This is a genomic window from Paenibacillus sp. FSL R10-2788 (assembly GCF_038003885.1).
In the GTDB taxonomy this organism is placed as follows: Bacteria; Bacillota; Bacilli; order Paenibacillales; family Paenibacillaceae; genus Paenibacillus_AQ; species Paenibacillus_AQ odorifer.
Window position 1 is genome coordinate 6633681 of sequence record NZ_JBBOQA010000001.1, and the last position, 20911, is coordinate 6654591.

The window sequence follows — 20911 nt, forward strand, 5'->3', positions numbered from 1 at the left end:
CATATTATTCATGCCATAGTGCCTTGTCAATCAATTTTTATTTTTCGCATGGTTTTTATCGGAATTAATTATTTTTAACATATAATTACATTGACTTTACTATAAATTCTATATAGATTGATCTCAATAGGATTAATCACATTAAAAAACTAGGTTTAAGGGGGTATTGGTAGTGAACATAGATAACAACTTATTATCCGCCATCGAAACGAACTGGTATGGATTTGTCGCTTCCATATTTGTGTTTGCAATTTTGTTTCTACTGGCACGTAAACGAATTGGATTTGGCACCCGGGTACTCATCGGACTTGGCATCGGACTTATTGCCGGTATATTCTTTCAATACTTCGATTTAGAGACCAAAGCTATTAGCACATTCGGCAGCATTTATGTCAGCTTGATCCGCATGCTCGTCATTCCTTTAGTATTCGTACTCGTATTAAACAGTATTTCTTCCTTAACCAATCTGGAGTATCTACGCAAAATCGGGATCAAAACCTTCGCCTGGTTCCTCGGAACAACTGGCATCGCTTCTATTATCGGCCTATCGGTTGCGCTGCTGTTCAATCCCGGCCAAGGTATACAACAAGATGTACCCGCAGATTTTGCTGCCCGGGAAATCCCGACCTTCTCCCAGGTTATCCTCGATCTTGTTCCATCTAACCCTGTTAATGAAGCAGCTACGGGTAAGGTTGTGCCTCTACTCATTTTCGCCATCTTCTTAGCAGTAGCTATAATCAAGATTGGCTCCAAGAAACCCGAAGCCGTCAAGCCTGTACGTGATCTTATTGAATCCCTGACACTGATACTGCATCAGGTTGTGAAATTCATTATTCGCCTGACCCCTTATGGCGTATTCGCACTGATTGCCGGAATCACCGCACGTTATGGCTGGGAGACGTTGCAGGAGCTAGGCAGTGTAATTATAACCTCGTACGTAGCAATGATTATACATTTTGTACTTATCTTTGGCGGATTGGTTCTATTAGTAGCGAAGGTGAATCCAATTCGTTTCTTCCGCAAAGTGTACCCAACCATTACCGTTGCCTTCACAACCAGAAGCAGCTACGCAACCCTTCCGGTCAATCTCGAAGTGATTACGAAGCGGCTTCATGTCTCCCCGCGGATCGCGAGCTTTATTGCACCGTTAGGGGCATCTGTGAACTTTAATGCGTGCGGTGGGATTTGGCCAGCTATTGTGGCTGTATTTACCGCTCAAGTATTCGGTATTGATCTGAACTGGACCGACTATATTACACTGGTATTAGTAAGTATTATTTCTTCCATTGGTGTAGCTGGCGTACCTGGACCTGCCGTAATCTCCACCACGGTAGTCTTAACTGCTCTCGGCCTGCCGCTTGAAGGAATCGCTATCGTTGCAGGTGTTGAAGCGCTCATCGATATGGGCCGTACCGCTGTAAACGCAACTGGAACAGCTGTAACAGCTCTGTTAGTAGCTAATTCCGAAGGTGAATTTGACCGCGAAGCGTTTAATAGCAATGATGACGATGATATTCTCTTGAGCACCGTTTAAAAGCTGAGACTGTAAAAACCTCCGGAAGCTGCGTAAAGGAGAGCGCCCGGAGGTTTTTTTTGCATAGATTCATATTGGATTCATCTTCTTATAGCATACTAATTCTTTCCCGCTTTTTAGCAGAAGCTAGACAAGTCTCGATCAATTGCATGCCCAGCACTGCATCCTCAGGTGCAAATAATTTTTTTCCTGTAAATACTGCGGCGGCAAAATCATCGACCTCCCGTGTATAGGGATTCGCCCCGGTGGCATCAACCCGTCTTACCCCTTCTCCCGTATGCACAAAAAATTCGGCATCCTCATCTCTAGCATTAAAAGGCATAGGCACTTCAATCATTCCATCGGTCCCCAGAATCTCTAACAGCTGGCGGTTATATGCCCACATCCCGCAATCAAAAATCAGGCTTAGCCCCTTCGGAAACTCTACCAGCCCTGAAGCCATCATATCTACATTGTCATGCTCCGGAGAGAACATAGCCTGTACTGTCACGGCTTCCGGTTCAGCTCCGAACAGCAGTCGTGCTGCACTTAGCGGATAACAGCCGATATCATAAAGCGAGCCGCCGCCCCAAGCGGATTTAAAGCGAATATTAGAGGTATCTGTAGCGTCATTATAAGTAAAAGTGCCTCGAATGGAGCGTAATTCGCCAATTTCACCGCTAGAGATAATCTCTTGCAATTCCGCAATCCGAGGATGATGCCGATACATATAAGCTTCTGCCAAATGGACTCCAGCATCATTACAAGCTTTTACCATCTCAGCCGCTTCTTCACTGTTCAGCGCGATCGGTTTCTCACATAAGATATGTTTGCCAGCTTCCGCCGCACGGATTACCCATTCCCGATGGAGGTGATTTGGCAGTGGAATATACACTGCATCAATATCCTTATCCGCCAGTAATTCCTCATAGCTGCCGTAAGCTTTATCTATTCCGAACTCTGCGGCTACAGCGCTGCTTTTTTCTAAACCGCGACTGGCTACCGCTGTGATCATTCCCGTCTCCGAATCCATTATAGCCGGCATCACTGAACCTGTCGCAATCTGCGCGCAGCCCATGATTCCCCAGCGAAGTTTTTGCACCATCGTTGCTAACCTTCTTCCTTATAGATTACTTACTATACTTAAAGCCACCTTATCATAGAATGAAACGTTTCTCTAACAGAAAGAAGCCTGCAAATTGCAAAAAAACAGTGCCAAAAGGAGCTCCAACCCCGATAGACACTGCTTTTTTATAAAATATGAATGTTTATATTAGTGCATTTAACAGCACAGCCGCACCCAGCACAACTATACGTGCAAGGTTCATCAATACGAAGTTTTTGACGGCAAGAATAAAGGTACTCGCCTTCTCCTGTTTCTCTGTGAACAAGGCAATATTTCGGCGCAGCGGGATCAGCGTAAGTAGAATCAACAGAACCAGAATAGGGTTAATCCCTAAGATCAGCAGCACTACAAGATCCAGATAAGAGACATAGTAGAGATATTTAAAAAGCACAAGCGCATTGCGGCGGCCAATGTACACCGGAAGCGTATACCTTCGATTCTCCACATCCTCATCAATATCACAAATATTATTAGCGAGCATAATCCCTGCGATCCCCAAAATAGCGGGCATGGAAAACCAGAAAAGGTACAGCACTTCCACGATGTTGATATTCAAGCTGACCCAGCCGTTCTGGAGCAGCAGTGAAACCACATGCTCATCCGTATGGATATAGGCAGAGATAAAAATAATAACAAAGCCCATAAACAAACCGGAGAACAGCTCACCTAACGGCATCCGCGAGATGGGAATCGGCCCGAACGAATAAAGTATACCGATCAAGAACGACAGTCCACCCAGCAAAAAGACCAGCAAACCCGTCTGAGTGACAAGCGCAATCCCGCCCCCTGCTGCCAGCGCCAGCAAAATCACAATCGTCGCCACGACGGTGCGCTCTTTTAGCTTAAAATGAACAATCGCATTATGCGTCTCGTAGCCGTAGCCGTGGGTTTTAGAAGCTTTTTTGAAATCGTAATAGTTGTTAATCGCCGTCGTCGCCATATCGAAGCTAAGCAAAGACACGAACATCAATCCAAAACGCAGTACGTAAAAATCCTCAAACCGGTACAGGGCGTACAACGTTCCCATTAGAAACGGAATAATACTGGCTACCTTCGTCGGCAGCTCCACAAATCTTAGAAAGCTTTTAATATTCACACCATACACCCTTATCTGTCAAATGAGCCTGCGAGGCATTACTATTCAGTTGTTGTAACCGTCACTGGGGACCATTCTGCAATAACTGTTTGTCCATGTACAGACACACTGCCTTCAGGACTCAGATCCTTCTCTGTCATAATTCCGAGCGCTACAGTGAAGTTATTGAATTTAAGCGGAATATTTTTCTCGCGGCGTACTTCCTTGCCGTTCAAATAGAATACAGCCTCATCATTGCCACGGTGATAGGTAATACGGTACGTATTGAATTCCCGTGGTTTGAAATCCGTATCTTCTTTAAAGATGCAGAAGTATTTCGTTCCAGTGCTTTCTGGTACTTGTACACCCGGGAACGGCAAAATACCATATACACTAGCGTATTTATCATTTCCCGCGAAGAAATCAAGCGCAGCGCCTGTCGTGAAATCCAGCAGGTTCAGCGATACATATCCATCATACAGATCTCCAGGTGCAGTTTCTTGTGTACGGCAACGAATTTGCAGCTCAATGCTAATCTCTCCTGCTTCCGGAATCTCCACTGGCTTGGCTGAATAATACATGTGCTTGGCATTGTCCAGAATTTGCACTTGATGATTCTCGCGAGATAACTTCGCACGTACATACAGGGTGTCATTACGAACGATAACTACAGCCTCCGGCTCACGGTAAGCCCAAAATGATCCGTCAGGCAGTGTAAATCCACCCGTCTTCCAGACCTTTCCTTCTTCTAAAATGGAGTGGAAATCCCCAAGAACCATGCGATTGCCTTTAACTTGTTGTTCTTCTGCCATCAATACCTTGTCCTTCTTTTCCATGAAAGCTCACTCCTTCTGTAGTCCATCTATTAGTATCAGATCAAGCCTTGAATTAATAAAGTTATTGCCATTACTACTCCGCAGCGTACGGAGGCTTTTTGTGAAGCACCCATCAGCGGGATATAAGCCGGCGAAGCATTATGTTGCTTGAGACTACTGTAAATGCGCAGCGGCCAGAAAGCTGTAACCAGCGCCAGCAGTGCGTAAACAGGAAGTACACCCAACAGCACACAGACTATCACCGAAGCGTAGCCAGTGAAAAGAAGTACACGTGAGAATACAAGTGCCTTTTGTTCTCCCCATACTACAACAAGCGTAAGCTTACCCGCCTGCTCATCCGCTTTCCAATGTAGGAAATGGTGATTAAACAACAATAATGTAGTTAAAAATCCGACAGGCAGCGAGAGAATTACAGGCTTCATGCTAAACTGACCGGTTTGTACGAAATAGGAGCCTAATACAGGCATAATCCCAAAAGCAATAAAAATGGCCATCTCACTATAACCTTTGCCGCGATAGCCATAACGCAGTGGCGGAGCCACATAGAAATAAGCGATTAAAGCACCAACAAGTACAAACCAGAGGATATTCCAACCGCTATATATACTAAGAATCCCACCACAGATAAGGGCAATCGCCAGCATACTCCAGGTCATCCTTGCATAAAAAGACTCCGAGAGGATCCCACCTGTCAGTAGCCCGGAGTTTGTGCTGATTTCACCAGCGGAATTCTTTGCTTCTGTATCGGTTCCGTTGCGGAAGTCCCACAGATCATTCACCATATTGGAGAACAAATGCGCCGAAATCGCCCCTATTAATGTAAGAATAAATAAAACCGGATGGAATGTCCCTTCCCATACATATGCCCCAACGGTCCCCAAAACAATCGGGATGAGCATAACAGAAAAACTCCAAAACCGGGTCGCCTTGGTAAATAATGTCCATTTGTTCACTTCAAGCTTACCGCCTTTTTCATATGATTTGATAATAATTATCACTGACTATTATACATCAATTTTCGATAGATTGTGAAGATTATCACTGCATATAATGTCTATTCTTGACATAATATTTCCGTTTGTTTGGTCAAGTAACTTGATAATGGAAGATAAAAATGTAAACAATTCCTTATTTCACGCAGGACCCCTATTTTACGACAAAAAATGAGTGTTGTTTTATAGGCAAGCACATACCGATATGATATGATAGGCAAGCCTATGAACAGCGCCCCTTACGGGCTGTTTTTAAGAGCGTAAAACTATATATAATAATGGAGGCTTTTACTGTCATGTCAGCGCAATCCCCTAACACCCAATCTGTCAAAATCGTCACTGCCGACCCTAGCGCCATCGGGCTATTCGGACTGGCTATTGTCACATTGGTCGCTTCTTCACAGAAGCTTGAATTTACAACAGGACTTAGCTATGTTATTCCTTGGGCTATCTTCCTGGGAGCATTCGCGCAGCTATTCGCCGCCATTCAGGATGCTAAGCACAACAATACCTTTGGTATGACCGCCTTTGGCGCCTACGCTTTCTTTTGGTTCGGCATGGCTAGCAGCTGGCTGATCAAGCTTGGCGTATTTGGTCCAACGCTTGCGGAGGCTGTAGATCCTAAGCAGCTCGGATTTGTATTTTTGGGTTACTTGATCTTCACACTCTTTATGACGATTGGTGCCGTTGAGGCAAATAGAGTTCTGCTTATCATTTTTGTATTGATAGATTTTCTTTTTATCGGACTAACCTTTGATTCCTTTGGGATCGCTCCAGAATTCTTCCATAAGCTTGCTGCTTGTGCTGAGCTTGGTATTGGTATTGTGTCCCTTTACGGATGTGGAGCATCCGTGCTAAACGCTCATTTCGGCCGTAGCTTCTTACCAATTGGAGCTCCGCTGGGCATCTTCAAAAAATAGAAATTGTTCTGATCTGAAACTAATACTTTTGCAAGCCGAAAGGATGCTGAGACTATGCATGTCCTGTCCTCTTCTGAATTAGCGGTAACTGCTATTTTCGCCCTTATTCTCGCAGTTATTGCCTATCTGATCATTCGGAATATCCCGAAGATGGTTGGCGATATTGCGGCTTTTCGCAAAAGAACACTGGTTTGGACCCAAGTTTCACTGGTACTAACGGTGCTTCAATTAAATTTCAAGGCAGGCGATTGGCGCTTTTCTATCGTCCTTGGACTCATCGTGTTATTTACCGGAGCTATTTGGCTGTCCGCCCGTTATTACGACATCAGTCGCAATGCAGATCCAGAATCTAAAGATCCTGAAGTACATTAGTAAATCTCAAGCTCCCGAAAGGGGGCTTTTTTTATAATTTCAGAAAGCTTCTTCGCATAGTTCTCCCCACCACAACCATACTAATGACATTCTAATAAAAGTAACGGGAGGATTATCAGGGTGAGCAAAAAAATCAATCTGCTAATGTTCAGTGGGGAATACGACAAAGCGATGGCTGGACTGATCCTAGCGAATGCCGCAAGAGATATCGATGCCGAGGTTACCATGTTCTTTTCATTCTGGGGTCTATTTTTGGTGCGTGATCCGGAGAAAATGACCCTTGAGGACAAGAGTATCTACGAGAAGCTGATGGATGTTATTACACCGAAGGGTCCTGGGCAGTTGCCACTCTCTCATCTGAACTTCAGCGGGCTGGGACGAATGATGCTGGAGGAAATGATGGAGGAACAAGGCGCACCGAAGCTGATTCATTTTCTAAAAGGGGCTCGTAAAAAAAACATCAAATTCTATGCCTGCAAGCTTTCTGTGGAGATCATGGGCTTTAAGCCCGAGGAACTGCTGCCAGAGGTCGAAATCATCGATGCTGCGGCATATTTAAAAGATGCTTTAGAAAGTGATGTACAGTTATTTATTTAAAGTCTGACTAGGCTTTAACCCAATCCCCCATGCAGGCATATACTGTTGCCATAGAAACTACTGGCACGCCGAAAATACACCCCATTAACTTAGCACTGACGGCGTACGGGCTGGAGGGAATATCCGTGCTAAACATCATCCACGCCTCTTCTGCAGAGACGCCCGCTTCATTACAAGACCATTTTGATACTTTTCGTGGTCACACCATCGGCATTCGGCATCAGATCACCACCCCATATGGCAGACAACCGCTTCTGTATGCCGATTGGACCGCAAGCGGGCGCCTATATGAACCGATCGAACGCAAGTTGCAGGAAGCCTTCGGTCCCTACGTCAGCAATCCACATACAGATTCCAACACCACCGGACTAATCATGACGCAGGCTTATAATGAAGCTCGCCAAATCATTAAGAACCATGTAAATGCCGGCCCTCAGGATGTACTGCTCTTCTGCGGCAATGGAACAACAGGAGCCGTGAACAAGCTGCAGCGTATCATGGGATTAAGGCTCCCGGAATGGCTACAGGAACATAATAACCGCGCGCTGGAAGATCGCCCCGTTATCTTCACCAGCCATATGGAGCATCATTCCAATATTCTTCCTTGGCAGGAGGGGCTTGGTGACGTCGTTACCATTCCCGCCGGAAAGGACGGAAATATTGACCCCCAGCAGCTTGAAGACCAGCTGCGATTATACCCCAATCGCCGTTTCAAGATTGGTTCATTTACAGCTTGTTCTAATGTGACTGGAATTCAGACGCCTTACGCAAAGCTAGCGGCTGCTATGCATCGTCATGGGGGCGTGTGTTTTGTGGATTTTGCCGCCAGTGCTCCCTACGTGCCTATCAATATGCACCCACCTTCCCCATTGGAGAAGCTTGATGCGATCTTTTTTTCTCCGCATAAATTTCTGGGTGGGCCGGGCACAAACGGCGTTCTAATCTTTGATGAAGCGCTGAACAATGGACGTATTCCTGACGAACCGGGTGGAGGTACAGTAGCCTGGGTCAACCCTTGGGGAGGACGCCGCTACACTAATGCGATTGAGATGCGGGAAGACGGGGGAACACCGGGGTTTTTACAGGCTTTTCGCACGGCACTTTGCGTGAAGCTGAAGGAGCAGATGAATGGAAACGGTCAATATATGGTGATGAGAGAGCACGAGCTGTGTCAGCAATTATTGGCAGGACTCAGCGACATACCGGAGTGCTCACTGCTGGCCGGAGATCATACAGAACGTCATGGAATCGTCTCTTTTACACTGCGCGATATTCATTACAACCTTGCTGTCCAGCTGTTGAATGACCGTTTCGGCATACAAGCTCGAGGCGGCTGCTCTTGTGCAGGTCCATACGGACATTACCTGCTCGGATTAGGGTGGACGCAATCCGCTCAGATTGCCGGAGCAATCATGAGCGGCGACCAATCCTTCAGACCAGGGTGGATTCGCATCTCTCTACATCCCATTATGACTAATCAGGAAGTAGAGAGAATTGTATCCGCTGTAAGGAGTATTGCGACCCATGTCCAGCAATGGAAGCAGGACTATCTTTACGATACTTCCACGAACAGCTGGAATCATATCTACGTGAAGCATTCACCCGAGATGAAGCTCCAAGAACTCTTCACCGTGTAACATTCTAACTTATCACACGTTGCCCTTCACCATGTCCAAATCAGCAGCACTGGCATTGGAGATGACTTGTTCTACATTTTTGCAGCCCGGAATTACACTGGTTACTGCGGAATGCTGGAGGCACCAAGCCAAAGCCCACTGCGCCATATCCAGACCTGATGGCACTTCATTGGCAGCAATTTCTGCTACTGCGCGCAGCTGCTTTTGTCTTACATCCTCTTTATGGTTCGCTCGCACATCACCCTGAGCAAAAATCGCATCTGGCTTATACTTGCCGCTCAAATAACCACTGGCTAACGGAACGCGAGCTAACACACCTAATTGATGCTCGATGCACAGCGGAAGAATCTCTTCTTCAGGTTGACGATCCAGCCGATTATATACTACTTGTATGGCCTCTGCCTGCACATCCGCTGCCGCAGAGGTCTGATGCACCCCCGAGCCCGATGCACTGATCGACACGCCTAAATGACGGATTTTACCGGCTTGCTTCTGTCTGTCGAGCATACTCCACAGCTTATCATTATCGAACTGCTCATCCGTTCCGGAATGGAATTGATAGAGGTCGACATACTCTGTTTGGAGTGCGCGTAGGGAGTCGTCCAGCTGCTTAAGCACATCCTCAGCACGCCATAGCTGTTCCCGCTGCAAATGCCCTTGAAAATGATGGCCAAATTTCGTAGCTACAACCCAGTCCTCGCGTTTGCGGCGCGCCAGATAATCCCCGATGAACTTCTCCGACAAGTGATCTCCGTAACATTCTGCCGTATCAATCAGGTTAATCCCCAGCTCCCCAGCCTTATCCAGCATGGCATCGACTTCAGCCTGAGTGAAATCCTTGCCCCACTCTCCGCCAAACTGCCAAGTCCCTAGGCCAATCACCGAGACATTCATTCCTGTACTGCCAAGCTTACGATATTTCATCATCATTTCCTCCTTTATTCTATTTAGATTTAGGAATTCAAGTTAATTCTGACACTATACTAAGCTATCTTGTTCCCATCCTGTGCTGTTCTAGCAAAACGCGCTTCGATGGCTTTGACTCCCCATAACGACAGCCCGATAAACAACAGAACATAGATAATCTCCCACGGCTGGCGAATGAAGCGTTCCAGATCATTGCCAATGTATGAAACTGCGAATACCATAATCGCTTTACCCACCGTAAGCGCAAGAAGATACGAACGGAACCTCATCCCGGCAAGCCCTGCTGCCATATTAATCACAACAAAAGGTCCTACCGGAAATATACTAAGCAGAAAAACATAGCTGAATCCGCTTTGCCGCACCCATGTCATGCTTTTGGCTACTTTGGGCCGTGCTGCCCATTTTCGCAAATAACGATGGGAGGCTACTTTGCGGATAATCCAAAAGGTAGTCACACAACCTGCAACCAGACCGATCCAAGAATACAAAAAACCTAACCATAAACCATATACGGCCCCATTTAGCCCTACGATCGCAATAGTTGGTAGTGGTGGTATAAATGATTTCATAAACGTTAACGCAATGCCCGGAAAGGGCCCAAACGAACGATATTGTTCCAGCAGATGCCGCAGATTATCCTCTGTCAGCCAAGACATAATATCAAGAAAATACATAACCAGCTGATCTCCTCATCCGATTGGAATTCTTAACACTTGGTCTCAATTATACACGAAGTTGCGTTCATTCCTACAGTGCATAAGGTTATGATCATTCATTCAGAAACGTTGGATCTATAAACTACCACCGAGCAGGACTTAGCGTTCGTTCTAGCCATTGAACAAAGTGAGCTTAATCGTGCCTATATCGGACAGTGGAGTAAAGAGGAGCACAATACGGCTATCCAGGATCCAGATATCCTGCATCTTACAATTTGGGAGAGGTCCGGGAAAAGAGTCGGCTATATCATCGTAACAGGACTTCAAGATATTTATCTTACCGTTTGTATTAAACGAATCGTCATCCATTCCAAAGGGCTTTGGTTATAGCAAACTGTCGCTTCATCTCGTGAGCGACTGGATCTTCCAGCACACCGAGACGTATCGGCTATGGTTAGATGTTAGAGATCACAACCACAGGGCTCGCCATGTCTACGAAAGCTGCGGCTTTACACTGGAAGGCACTCTACGTGATTGTATAAAGGTTGAGGGACATTTTGAATCTCTGCATATCATGTCCATATTACGGCATGGGTATATAGAGCGTGAGCAGCAACAGCAGAAGAAATAAATTAGGGAAATCCTCCCTGATTTTTGGACTGTCAGGTGCCTATAACTGCAAATCAGGGAAAACTTCCCTAATATTCAGCGAATTTGCGCAAAATCGGCATATTTCACTGATTTTTAGGGATATTTTCCCTAAAACGTCTATTTTGGGACCCTAATCAGCTACTTTTTAGGGAGGATTTCCCCAAAAAGTATATTCCGAGACGATAATCGGCTATTTTCAGGTAGGTTATCTCCTCGCACCCTTTCATGGGCACAATAAAAAGCCGAGCGGCAAGTTCCCTATCCTACGTGGGCTCACTACTCAGCTTTCAATTCCATTCCCTTCAAACCTCTCCACTGTAACAACCCGCCTGCTCACCTTCCGCCCTCAACCCCGCAACCACAAGGGTTGTCACGTACTTACGGGCATCCGCTGTGAGCAGTAACAGATCTACCGAGCTTTTAGCCGGCTCCCCTCTGACAAACTTTATTCGGGCACCGTCCAAATCCTCTTGGATGCCGGCAATCGTATACCCTTTAAAAAGCAGCCCATCAATCTCCTGCTGTTCTTTGGCATATTCCGCAAAAGCAGACATTAGACTACACCTCCGCTGATTTCTGCCTTAGAAGGAAGAGGAGCCTCCGCTGCAAAACGTTTGCGTTTCAAATATTTTCCCGAACCTGCTTTGCCGACAAATTGTTTGTCACGAATAACAAATTCACCTCGACTGAGAACAGAAACAGGCTCTCCCTTCACTTCAAAGCCCTCAAACGCATTATAATCTACGTTCATATGGTGCGTGTCCGCAGAAAGGGTTCTTTCTACAGAAGGATCAAAAATGACCAGATCAGCGTCACTACCTACTGCGACCGTGCCTTTTTGCGGATACAAGCCAAACAGCTTGGCGCTAGAGGTAGCAATAATGTCTACGAATTTGTTCAATGAGATCCGGCCTTTCTGCACACCTTCCGAATATAGAATCGTAAACCGGTCCTCGATGGTCGGCCCACCGTTCGGGATTTTGGAGAAATCGCCAAGCCCCAGATCCTTTTGTCCTTTGAAATCAAACGAGCACTGGTCAGAGCCAATCGTCTGCAAGCTGCCGCTCCATAGCGCATCCCACAGAACATCCTGATTCCACTGCTCACGCAGGGGCGGAGACCACACGTATTTGGCACCTTCGAAATTAGGCTTTTCCAGCGCCGTCTGATCCAGCACTAAATACTGTGGACAAGTCTCACCGTATACGCGCAGTCCCTTTTTACGCGCTTCAGCAATCTTCCAAGCGGCTTCCGCACAGGTCACGTGTACAACATACAGCTGAGAATCTGTCAGTTCGGTTAGATAAGCTGCGCGTCCCGTAGCTTCACCCTCCAGCTCCGGCGGGCGGGTCAGCGCATGAAAGATCGGATCAGTGTTGCCTGCGGCCAAGGCCTGCTCAACAAGATATTCAATGACATCTCCATTCTCCGCATGCACCATAACGAGCGCACCTTCTTTTTTCGCGGCTTGAAGGGTCTTAAAAAGTGTGCCGTCATCCGCCTGAAAAGTATTCTTATAAGCCATAAATACTTTGAGCGAGGTAATGCCTTCTTTCTCAATTATCTCCGGAAGCTCACCCAGTACTTTATCGTTTAATTCTGAGACCATCAGGTGGAAGCTGTAATCAATCACCGCTTTATCCTGCGACTTATGATGCCATGTATCTACGGCTTGCTGTAGCGGTTGTCCTTTGGTGGTTAAGCAAAAATCAATGACAGTGGTCGTTCCGCCATATGCAGCTGCAATGGTTCCCGTCTCAAAATCATCAGCTGTAACCGTGCCGCCAAAAGGCATATCCAGATGCGTATGAGGATCAATGCCTCCAGGAAAAACATAACACCCCGAGGCATCTATAATTTCCGCACCAGGGACATCCAAATGAAGGCCAATCTCCGTAATAACCCCGTTTTCAATCATCACATCGCCTGTATAAGTATCTGCTGCGGTAACGATGATGCCATTTTTAATAATCTTTTTCATCCTTACACCACCTCCACTTCCGAATAGGTGCCATTCAAACTCCCGATCACTTTCTGCCGCTGGTTCCAGGTCAGTGGGGCTGCCCCGGTATCGACTGGAACCATATCGATCGCGCCGTCTGCTGGACAGACAATAGAACAAAGATTACAACCTACACAATCTTCCTCGCGGACCTGTAGAATAGCTTTCCCATCTGCATTAGTTAACATATCAATACACTGATGTGAAGCATCTTCGCAGGCAATATGGCATTTATTACAGTTAATGCAGTTGTTCTCATTAATACGGGCAACGACCTTATAGTTGAGATCCAGATCACCCCAGTTGGAGTACCGGGATACCGATTTACCGATTAACTCTGTTACGGAAGCCAAACCTTTGTCATCCAAATAGTTGTTCAGGCCATCGATCATTTCCTCCACAATCCGGAAGCCATGATGCATGACCGCTGTACATACTTGAATGCCCGTTGCACCCATCAACATGAATTCAACAACATCCTGCCAGGTCGAAATCCCTCCAATACCGGAGATAGGAATGCCGACTCCCCGGTCACGGGCACACTCGGCCACCATACTAAGCGCAATTGGTTTCACAGCCGGCCCGCAGTAACCGCCATGCGCACCCTGACCCCCAACATTCGGAATGGTGTTCCAGCTATGAATATCTACACCAGCAAGACTGTTGATCGTGTTGATCATACTAATCGCGTCCGCTCCACCCTTAACCGCATGGCGGGCAACGACGGTGATATCCGTAATATTAGGCGTCAGCTTCACAATCACCGGGGTCGTCGCAACTTCTTTTACCCAGGTGGTCTGTGCCTGCACCAGATCAGGCTGCTGCCCCGAAGCAGCGCCCATTCCACGCTCAGCCATCCCGTGCGGACAGCCAAAGTTAAGCTCCAGACCGTCTACACCCACATCCTCTACCCGCTTAACAATCTCATGCCATTTATGCTGCGTTGGTTCTACCATCAGGGAGGTTATAATCGCATGATTCGGGAATCTTTTTTTCGTTTCATAGATTTCCTTCAGATTAACTTCAAGCGGACGGTCGGTGATCAGTTCAATATTGTTAAAGCCCGCAACCCGTTGCCCATTGAAATTTACTGCCGCAAAACGCGATGAGGTATTAATGATCGGATCGCCGAGCGTCTTCCACACCGCCCCGCCCCAACCTGCTTCAAAGGCCCGCTGCACTTGATAACCTGTATTCGTAGGCGGCGCGGAGGCCAGCCAGAACGGATTCGGTGATTTGATTCCTGCGAGATTAATACTTAAATCTGCCATTGATGTTCCCTCCCTGTCATGTAAAATCCAATATGATTTCTACGCTCAGCCCGCAGATCTAACAACGACCTCCTGCTGGCCTGAGAATTGTTTAACAATCGCATGGGCTGCATCTTTTCCCTGCTGTGCCGCTGATACAACCATGGCCTCGCCTTTACCTGAACCAAATATGATGTCCCCAGCGGCATAAATCTGCGGATCGGAGGTTTGGCAGGTGACCTCATTCACCCTCACAACCCCACGGTCATGCATAAGACCTAAGGAATCTATTAGATCCAGACGACGCTTTTGACCAATAGCTATTACAACTGCATCTACAGGAATCAAGAACTCAGAACCCTCGATCGGCATAGGTATTGGACGCCCATCTTTGCCCAGCTCCTCCGTCAGCTTCATCTGCACACATTCCAGTGCAGTTACATTCCCAAGCCCATCACCCACGATACGTTTCGGTAAGGTAAGCCAGTTGAACTCCACACCTTCCTGCTTCGCAAATTCATATTCAAAGTCATAAGCCGTCATCTCTTCGCGGGTCCGGCGGTAGACCATTTTCACATTGGTGGCTCCCAGCCGCACTGAGCAAGTCGCTGCATCAATAGCCGTATTCCCTGCACCAATGACAGCGACCCGCTGACCCATCAGCTCTAGTAGAGGAATGCCCGTCTTAGTGGATTCTACGAGCGCAATAGCATCATAAACTCCAGCCATTTTTTCACCCTCAATCCCTATTGGAGGCACATAACCCATACCCGCTGCCAAAACGATGGCATCATAATTCGACTTCAGCTCATCTACAGAAACATCTACTCCGACTTTCACACCTGTACGTATTTCCACACCCAGCTTCTCTACCTGCTCTACTTCCCAAAGAGATACAGACTGCGGGAGCCGAAACGATACAATCCCATGTGTATCCAGCCCACCCGCTAACGCCTTCGCTTCGTAGATCACAACAGCAAAACCTTCACGGGCGAGTTCCCTAGCCGCTGACAATCCCGCAGGACCACCGCCGATAACGGCTACCTTTTTCCCATTAGGAATGCCAGCCTTAAATAATTGAACTCCGCTGTTCATCGCCCAATCTGTCGCATAACGCTGCAGCAGTCCGATTTGGATCGGCGCCGAGGCATCATTTAACACACAGGCGCCTTCACACAGCTCATCTGTAGGACAAACACGAGCACAGCTGGCACCCACAGGATTGGAATCCATAATCGTCTGTGCCGAGCCTTTCAGATTGTCAGTGGCGATCCGTTTGATAAAGGAGGGAATATTAATGCTGGTCGGACATGCTTTTATACATGGGGCATCATAGCAATATAGACAGCGATTGGACTCATCCATGGCACCTTTATGGGTCAGAGGCGGCTCAGCCTCGGCGAAATTACGCATGAACATATCAGGTGTAAATGCTGTTAACGGAGAAGAATGCTCCATCACTAGTCCCTCCTTATGGGTAATTTTTCATATTTGTGTTATATAATATAACATTATTTCAAGTTTTGTCTGAATATTTTGCTTACATCTTTTAATTATTGTAGTAATATAAGCTTTAACAGAAATTATCTCTCAACGTTCTCCCTGATTAGGTTATATATACTGACATCCGTTAATCAAACTATAGTCATTTCGAATTTTCGTTGCATTAGACACTTTGTCTAATTTCAAAACTGTATTTTTTACGTGTGAGAATAGGCTGAGAATAACAGGGCATTAACCGAAGGCCAGAGCGCAGAAGATCGAGGGGGAGTAACTATGGACTGGGAGCTTGTATTAACCATTCGTGACGCTTTAAAAAGACCACTATTCGCAGAAGCCGAGGTGATCGGCGGGAAAAGCGGCCTAAGCCGTGCCATTCGCTGGGTGCATGTGCTGGAAAGTGCCAACTTCGAGACTCTGATTCATGGCGAAGAAATGATTTTGACTACGGGGATTGGTGCAAGTGTCGATCTCCCTTCCTCCTTGGAGTTTATGCAGAACCTGATCGACAAAAATGCAGCTTGCCTATGTATTGAGTTAGGTACGTATTTCAGCACCATCCCGCAAGAGATGATCGACTTAGCCGACAGGCATGACTTTCCGCTAATCATCTTCACCCGCACGGTTCGTTTCGTAGATATCACGTTGGATCTTCATTCGATTATCATCAACCGGCATCACCGGATGCTCCAAGAACTTGAAAAAATCTCACGTGAATTCCACCGTCTGACCTTAACTTCACAAGGAACGCTGAAAGTGCTGCAATTATTGTGCAAAAGCACCCGCTCACAAATTGTCTATATGCAGCTGCAAGGCAAACCCTTATTTTTTCCGGCACTTCCGCCGGAAGAGCAGGCTCCATTGCTGAATTTTTTCACCGCCTTCGGCGACGAGCTGGAAGGAATTCAACCTGACGCTGCCCCCTATATCCGGGAATATGGACAGAAGACCATCGCGCTCAAGCCTGTAGGTGCGCTGGATCAGACCTGGGCTTACATTCTGATGGTATGCAATCACAAACCACAGGAATTCGACTGTCTGCTGCTGGATTCCGCCTCTTTGTCCATTGCTCAGGAGCTGCTGCGAACCCGGTATATGGAGGAGCGCAAGCTTTTTTCAGAAAATCTATGGGTCGACGAGCTGATCAATGGCCGCATCGAAGATGATAACCGCTTAAAGGGCCTGATAGGCTCTAATTTCAATGTGGTCAACGAGCTCCCTTACCGTGTATGCCTTATAGAGATCAAGAACCCCAGAGATGTAAAATGGAACAGCTCGGAGAACGAATGGGAGTCCATCACCTTCCACCTTTCGCTCATCCTGCGTTCCATCTTTGAGAAATATTCTTTACGTCCGCTGATCACCCTTAAGAACAATCGCCTCACCGTCATCGCCCTCGACATCCAATCAAAAACGCCTGGCAAAATGCGACTTCAACAAGCACTTGAGGCCCTGCAGAACATCCGCTCCGATGAGAAACTCAAGGATTTGCAGCTCGTCATTGGAGTCAGTAAATCACATAAGCGCCTAAAACGAGCCTATTCCGGTTATCAGGAAGCCCTACAGGCATTGTCGTTATACTCCTGTTACCAGAAGTCACTGCTCTTCTATGAAGAGCTGGGTGTATTCCAGTTGCTGTTGAGCTTAAATGACGGAAAAACGTTGCAGAACTTCATTCGCAGTTATCTCGGCCCGCTAATCGACCACGACCAAACCAAAGGCAGCGAGCTGCTGCTTACCCTTCGTGTTTATCTGGATCATGATGGCTCCAAACAAATTGCCGCTCGAAACTTATTCATTGTCAGACAGTCCCTTTATTATCGCCTGGACAAAATAACAGAGCTACTGGGTGAAGACTTCATGCAGCCAGAGAATCGGATCTCCATTCAAGTCGCCCTGCGCGCTTACCAATTTCTATATCCAGACAAAATCACTTTACCTAGCCCCCGTTCAGCACAGATTTAAAGGTATCGATAATAAATTCTATATCTTCATCCGTGGAGGATAACGGCGGGGCGAAGGTAAGCACATTGTTGAACCCAGCTACGGTATCGCCATTTTTGCCGATGATAAGCCCCTTGGACTTACATTCGGCAATAATTCCTTTCACAATATTCAGATCAACCGGCTTCTTACTGACCTTGTCTTCAACCAGCTCAACCCCTGTCACCAAACCAAAGCTGCGGACATCACCTACAAGCTTGTGATCAAGCAGCTCGGTAAATTCTGTATTTATTCTTTTACCTAAAAGATCCGCACGTTCCACCAGCTTCTCCTGCTCGATAATCTCCAGATTACGCAGCGCCAGCGCACAGGAAGCAGGGTTGCCACCAAAAGTATTCACATGGCGAAAATGGCCATAGTCATCGCTATTGTCCTTAAATACCTCATAGATATCCTTACGAACAGCAGTCGCGGATAAAGGAAGATAAGCGCTAGTCAGTCCCTTAGCCATCGTTACGATGTCAGGCTTCACATTAAAGTTGTGATGACCAAACTTACGTCCAGAACGTCCGAATCCACAAATCACCTCATCCATAATGAGCAACACACCGTGCTTACGGCAGATTTCCTGCACCCGATCCAAATAAACCTGATGCGGTACAATGACGCCACCACCCGTAATTACAGGCTCCATAATCACCGCAGCTACCGTCTCCACGCCTTCCCAGATGATCATATCCTCTATGGACTGTGCACACTGGAGGTTGAATTCTTCCACAGTCATCCCGGCCGGGCGGCGATAGCTGTCCGGGGGAGCTACATGCAGAAACCCACCCGCCAGCGGTTCATATTTATATTTGCGCTGGGCCTGGCCTGTTGCAGATAATGCACCAAGCGAACTGCCGTGATATCCACGATAACGGGCAATGAATTTATGGCGATAATGCTGGCCGATTTGCTGCTGGTACTGGCGTGCCATTTTGAAAGCAGCCTCATTGGCTTCCGATCCACTATTGGAAAAGAAGATCACGTAGTCGTCTCCGAGCCATTCATTCAGCTTCTCCGCCAGCGCAATCGCCGGGAGATGACTTTGTGTCAGAGGAAAATAAGGCAGGGTCAGCAACTGATTGTAAGCAGCTTCCGCCAGCTCCTTGCGCCCGTATCCCACATTTACACACCATAAGCCAGACATCCCATCCAAAAATCGATTGCCCTGTATATCCGTAATCCACGACCCACTCGCCGAGGCGGCAATCATAGGCGGATTCTTTTCACTATAAGGCGTAATGTTGTGCCATAAATATTCCTGATCCTTCTTCACCGCAAGCTCGCTATCGTTCCCCAGACTCTGCATAACATTTTCTCCTCTCAGCAGCTCATTTTCTCTAATAACGGGCAGTGATCATCTTTTTACGCGTATAGAACTCCACCCCATCACGCCCATTGGCATGCAGGTCTCCATAGAACGATTTCTTATAACCCGAGAAGGGGAAAAATGCCATGGGCGCAGGCACGCCCAGATTCACACCCAACATCCCTGCATCAATTTCTTCCCGAAATTCACGAACCGCCTTTGCGCTGTCTGTATAAATACAAGCCCCATTCGCGAATGGGGACTGATTCGTTACCCCAATCGCTTCACTCAGACTTTTCACACGAATCACTGACAATACCGGTGCAAAAATCTCATCCTTCCAGATGGTCATTCCCGGCTGTACATGATCAAATATCGTCGGCCCGATAAAATAACCCGCACCACCCGTAGCAGCATCCTTCCGCCCGTCTCTCACAAGCTTGGCTGCCTCAGCTTCACCAGTCTCAATGTAATAAAGCGTCCGCTCCTTATTCGACTGGCGAATTACCGGACCCAAAAACACCCCGTCATCGGCGCCATTACCAATCTTAAGCTCATCCGCAGCCGCAGCCAGACGGTTCACTAGCTCGTCAGCGATATCCTCATGAACCACTACGACCGAGCAAGCCATACACCGCTCACCTGCCGAGCCAAAGGAGGCCGCAATGATATTTTTGACCGCATTGTCCAGCTCCGCATCAGGCAGCACAATCGAGTGATTCTTAGCGCCTGCCAATGCCTGAACCCGCTTCCCTTGCGCCGTCCCTGCCTTATATACATATTCCGCAACCGGCTGCGAACCCACGAACGAAATCGCCTTCACTTCATCATGCTCCAGCAGCCCATTCACAACCTCGTGTGCCCCATGTACCACATTCAGCACACCTGGAGGAAAGCCCGCTTCGGCAAATAGCTCGGCTAACCGATTAACCAGTAACGGCGTACGCTCGGAAGGCTTTAGCACAAAGGTATTTCCACAAGCAATGGCAAGCGGAAACATCCAGCAAGGAACCATCATCGGAAAGTTAAAAGGGGCAATTCCCCCGATAACACCCAATGGATAGCGGTACATCCCGGATTCAATTCCGGTAGCAATGTCCGGGAGCTGGCTGCCCATCATCAACGTGGGGATGCCTGCGGCAAATTCCACACACTCAATTCCACGCTGCACCTCACCTTGCGCCTCTTCCAGACTTTTGCCATTCTCCAGCGTGATCAGCTCGGCCAGCTCATGCCAATGCTTCACCAGCAGCTGTTGATATTGGAAAAAGTAGCGGGCACGACGCGGCACAGCGACCCTTTTCCACACTTGAAATGCCACTGCAGCCGCATCTACCGCCGCACCCAGCTCTTCCCTACTGGAAATAGGCACATAGGCAATCACTTCACCCGTCGCCGGATTATATACCTCTTCATCTCGCCCGGACGACGATTCTACCCAAGCTCCATTCACATAATTCTTAACTCTTTCAGCCTGCGTTACTAGGAGAGACATAGCTCGCACCTCTTTCTCTGTTTCAGATGCACTGATGGACTGCTGATTATAATAGATGACCGCC

The 20911-nt window shown here is 47.3% G+C and carries 19 protein-coding genes; 7 read left to right on the forward strand and 12 right to left on the reverse strand.

The annotated features are described in order from the left end of the window. The first annotated feature begins 178 nt into the window (after window positions 1-178). Window positions 179-1534: a dicarboxylate/amino acid:cation symporter gene (locus NSQ50_RS29455; RefSeq protein WP_036682429.1), complete on the forward strand. Its 1356-nt coding sequence runs from the start codon at window positions 179-181 to the stop codon at window positions 1532-1534. Window positions 1535-1622: 88 nt separating this feature from the next. Here NSQ50_RS29455 and NSQ50_RS29460 read toward each other — a convergent pair whose 3' ends face one another. From NSQ50_RS29460 to NSQ50_RS29475, 4 genes are all read right to left on the reverse strand, one after another. Then, complete coding sequence (locus tag NSQ50_RS29460; RefSeq protein WP_036682038.1) at window positions 1623-2618, reverse strand: Gfo/Idh/MocA family protein; 996 nt, start codon at window positions 2616-2618, stop codon at window positions 1623-1625. A gap of 163 nt (window positions 2619-2781) precedes the next feature. Beyond that, complete coding sequence (gene menA, locus NSQ50_RS29465) at window positions 2782-3735, reverse strand: 1,4-dihydroxy-2-naphthoate polyprenyltransferase (protein ID WP_076222356.1); 954 nt, start codon at window positions 3733-3735, stop codon at window positions 2782-2784. A gap of 41 nt (window positions 3736-3776) precedes the next feature. Next, window positions 3777-4550: a DUF6081 family protein gene (locus NSQ50_RS29470; protein WP_256716963.1), complete on the reverse strand. Its 774-nt coding sequence runs from the start codon at window positions 4548-4550 to the stop codon at window positions 3777-3779. Window positions 4551-4585: 35 nt separating this feature from the next. Further along, a complete protein-coding gene (locus NSQ50_RS29475) occupies window positions 4586-5548 on the reverse strand; it encodes a prenyltransferase (RefSeq protein WP_340901162.1) in 963 nt (320 codons plus the stop codon). A 290-nt stretch (window positions 5549-5838) separates the two neighbouring features. Here NSQ50_RS29475 and NSQ50_RS29480 point away from each other — a divergent pair, with 290 nt between their 5' ends. The 4 genes from NSQ50_RS29480 (at window position 5839) to NSQ50_RS29495 (ending at window position 9068) form a co-directional block, all read left to right on the forward strand. Beyond that, window positions 5839-6462, forward strand: coding sequence for an acetate uptake transporter (locus NSQ50_RS29480; RefSeq protein WP_036682044.1), 624 nt, complete (start codon window positions 5839-5841; stop codon window positions 6460-6462). A gap of 54 nt (window positions 6463-6516) precedes the next feature. After that, a complete protein-coding gene (locus NSQ50_RS29485; protein ID WP_051491217.1) occupies window positions 6517-6834 on the forward strand; it encodes a hypothetical protein in 318 nt (105 codons plus the stop codon). A gap of 120 nt (window positions 6835-6954) precedes the next feature. Next, on the forward strand, window positions 6955-7431 hold the full coding sequence (locus NSQ50_RS29490) for a DsrE/DsrF/DrsH-like family protein (protein WP_076222357.1): 477 nt from the start codon (window positions 6955-6957) through the stop codon (window positions 7429-7431). A gap of 125 nt (window positions 7432-7556) precedes the next feature. Further along, window positions 7557-9068, forward strand: a complete 1512-nt coding sequence (locus NSQ50_RS29495) for an aminotransferase class V-fold PLP-dependent enzyme (RefSeq protein ID WP_036682047.1) — start codon at window positions 7557-7559, stop codon at window positions 9066-9068. A gap of 12 nt (window positions 9069-9080) precedes the next feature. Here the strand turns inward: NSQ50_RS29495 and NSQ50_RS29500 are convergent, their stop codons facing one another. Together NSQ50_RS29500 and NSQ50_RS29505 are read right to left on the reverse strand one after the other, a co-directional pair. Continuing rightward, window positions 9081-9992, reverse strand: coding sequence for an aldo/keto reductase (locus NSQ50_RS29500; RefSeq protein WP_036682049.1), 912 nt, complete (start codon window positions 9990-9992; stop codon window positions 9081-9083). Window positions 9993-10051: 59 nt separating this feature from the next. Beyond that, entirely contained in the window at window positions 10052-10669 is a 618-nt protein-coding gene (locus NSQ50_RS29505; protein ID WP_036682051.1) for a TVP38/TMEM64 family protein, read from the reverse strand. 391 nt (window positions 10670-11060) lie between these two features. Between NSQ50_RS29505 and NSQ50_RS29510 the strand changes: the two genes are divergently transcribed. After that, complete coding sequence (locus NSQ50_RS29510) at window positions 11061-11282, forward strand: GNAT family N-acetyltransferase (protein ID WP_244886405.1); 222 nt, start codon at window positions 11061-11063, stop codon at window positions 11280-11282. Between the two features lie 322 nt (window positions 11283-11604). Here the strand turns inward: NSQ50_RS29510 and NSQ50_RS29515 are convergent, their stop codons facing one another. From NSQ50_RS29515 to NSQ50_RS29530, 4 genes are read right to left on the reverse strand one after another with little or no spacing between them, the layout of a single operon-like run. After that, a complete protein-coding gene (locus NSQ50_RS29515) occupies window positions 11605-11856 on the reverse strand; it encodes a hypothetical protein (protein ID WP_076222358.1) in 252 nt (83 codons plus the stop codon). Next, window positions 11856-13283 carry a dihydropyrimidinase gene (hydA, locus tag NSQ50_RS29520; protein WP_076222359.1) on the reverse strand — a complete coding sequence of 476 codons (1428 nt, stop codon included), beginning with the start codon at window positions 13281-13283 and terminating at the stop codon, window positions 11856-11858. Before hydA ends, NSQ50_RS29515 begins: the two co-directional genes overlap by 1 nt. A gap of 2 nt (window positions 13284-13285) precedes the next feature. After that, on the reverse strand, window positions 13286-14575 hold the full coding sequence (preA, locus tag NSQ50_RS29525) for an NAD-dependent dihydropyrimidine dehydrogenase subunit PreA (protein ID WP_076222360.1): 1290 nt from the start codon (window positions 14573-14575) through the stop codon (window positions 13286-13288). A gap of 45 nt (window positions 14576-14620) precedes the next feature. After that, complete coding sequence (locus NSQ50_RS29530) at window positions 14621-16012, reverse strand: NAD(P)-dependent oxidoreductase (RefSeq protein ID WP_051491219.1); 1392 nt, start codon at window positions 16010-16012, stop codon at window positions 14621-14623. A gap of 318 nt (window positions 16013-16330) precedes the next feature. On the opposite strand from NSQ50_RS29530, the gene NSQ50_RS29535 reads away from it, so the two are divergent. Then, the gene (locus NSQ50_RS29535; RefSeq protein ID WP_076222361.1) at window positions 16331-18019 is read left to right on the forward strand and encodes a PucR family transcriptional regulator; all 1689 of its coding nucleotides are present in this window, start codon (window positions 16331-16333) and stop codon (window positions 18017-18019) included. Here the strand turns inward: NSQ50_RS29535 and NSQ50_RS29540 are convergent. Together NSQ50_RS29540 and NSQ50_RS29545 are read right to left on the reverse strand one after the other, a co-directional pair. Beyond that, complete coding sequence (locus NSQ50_RS29540; RefSeq protein WP_076105053.1) at window positions 17994-19352, reverse strand: aspartate aminotransferase family protein; 1359 nt, start codon at window positions 19350-19352, stop codon at window positions 17994-17996. The two genes, NSQ50_RS29535 and NSQ50_RS29540, sit on opposite strands and share 26 nt — an antisense overlap. 31 nt (window positions 19353-19383) lie before the next feature. Continuing rightward, a complete protein-coding gene (locus NSQ50_RS29545; protein ID WP_036682059.1) occupies window positions 19384-20847 on the reverse strand; it encodes a CoA-acylating methylmalonate-semialdehyde dehydrogenase in 1464 nt (487 codons plus the stop codon). Window positions 20848-20911 lie beyond the last annotated feature (64 nt).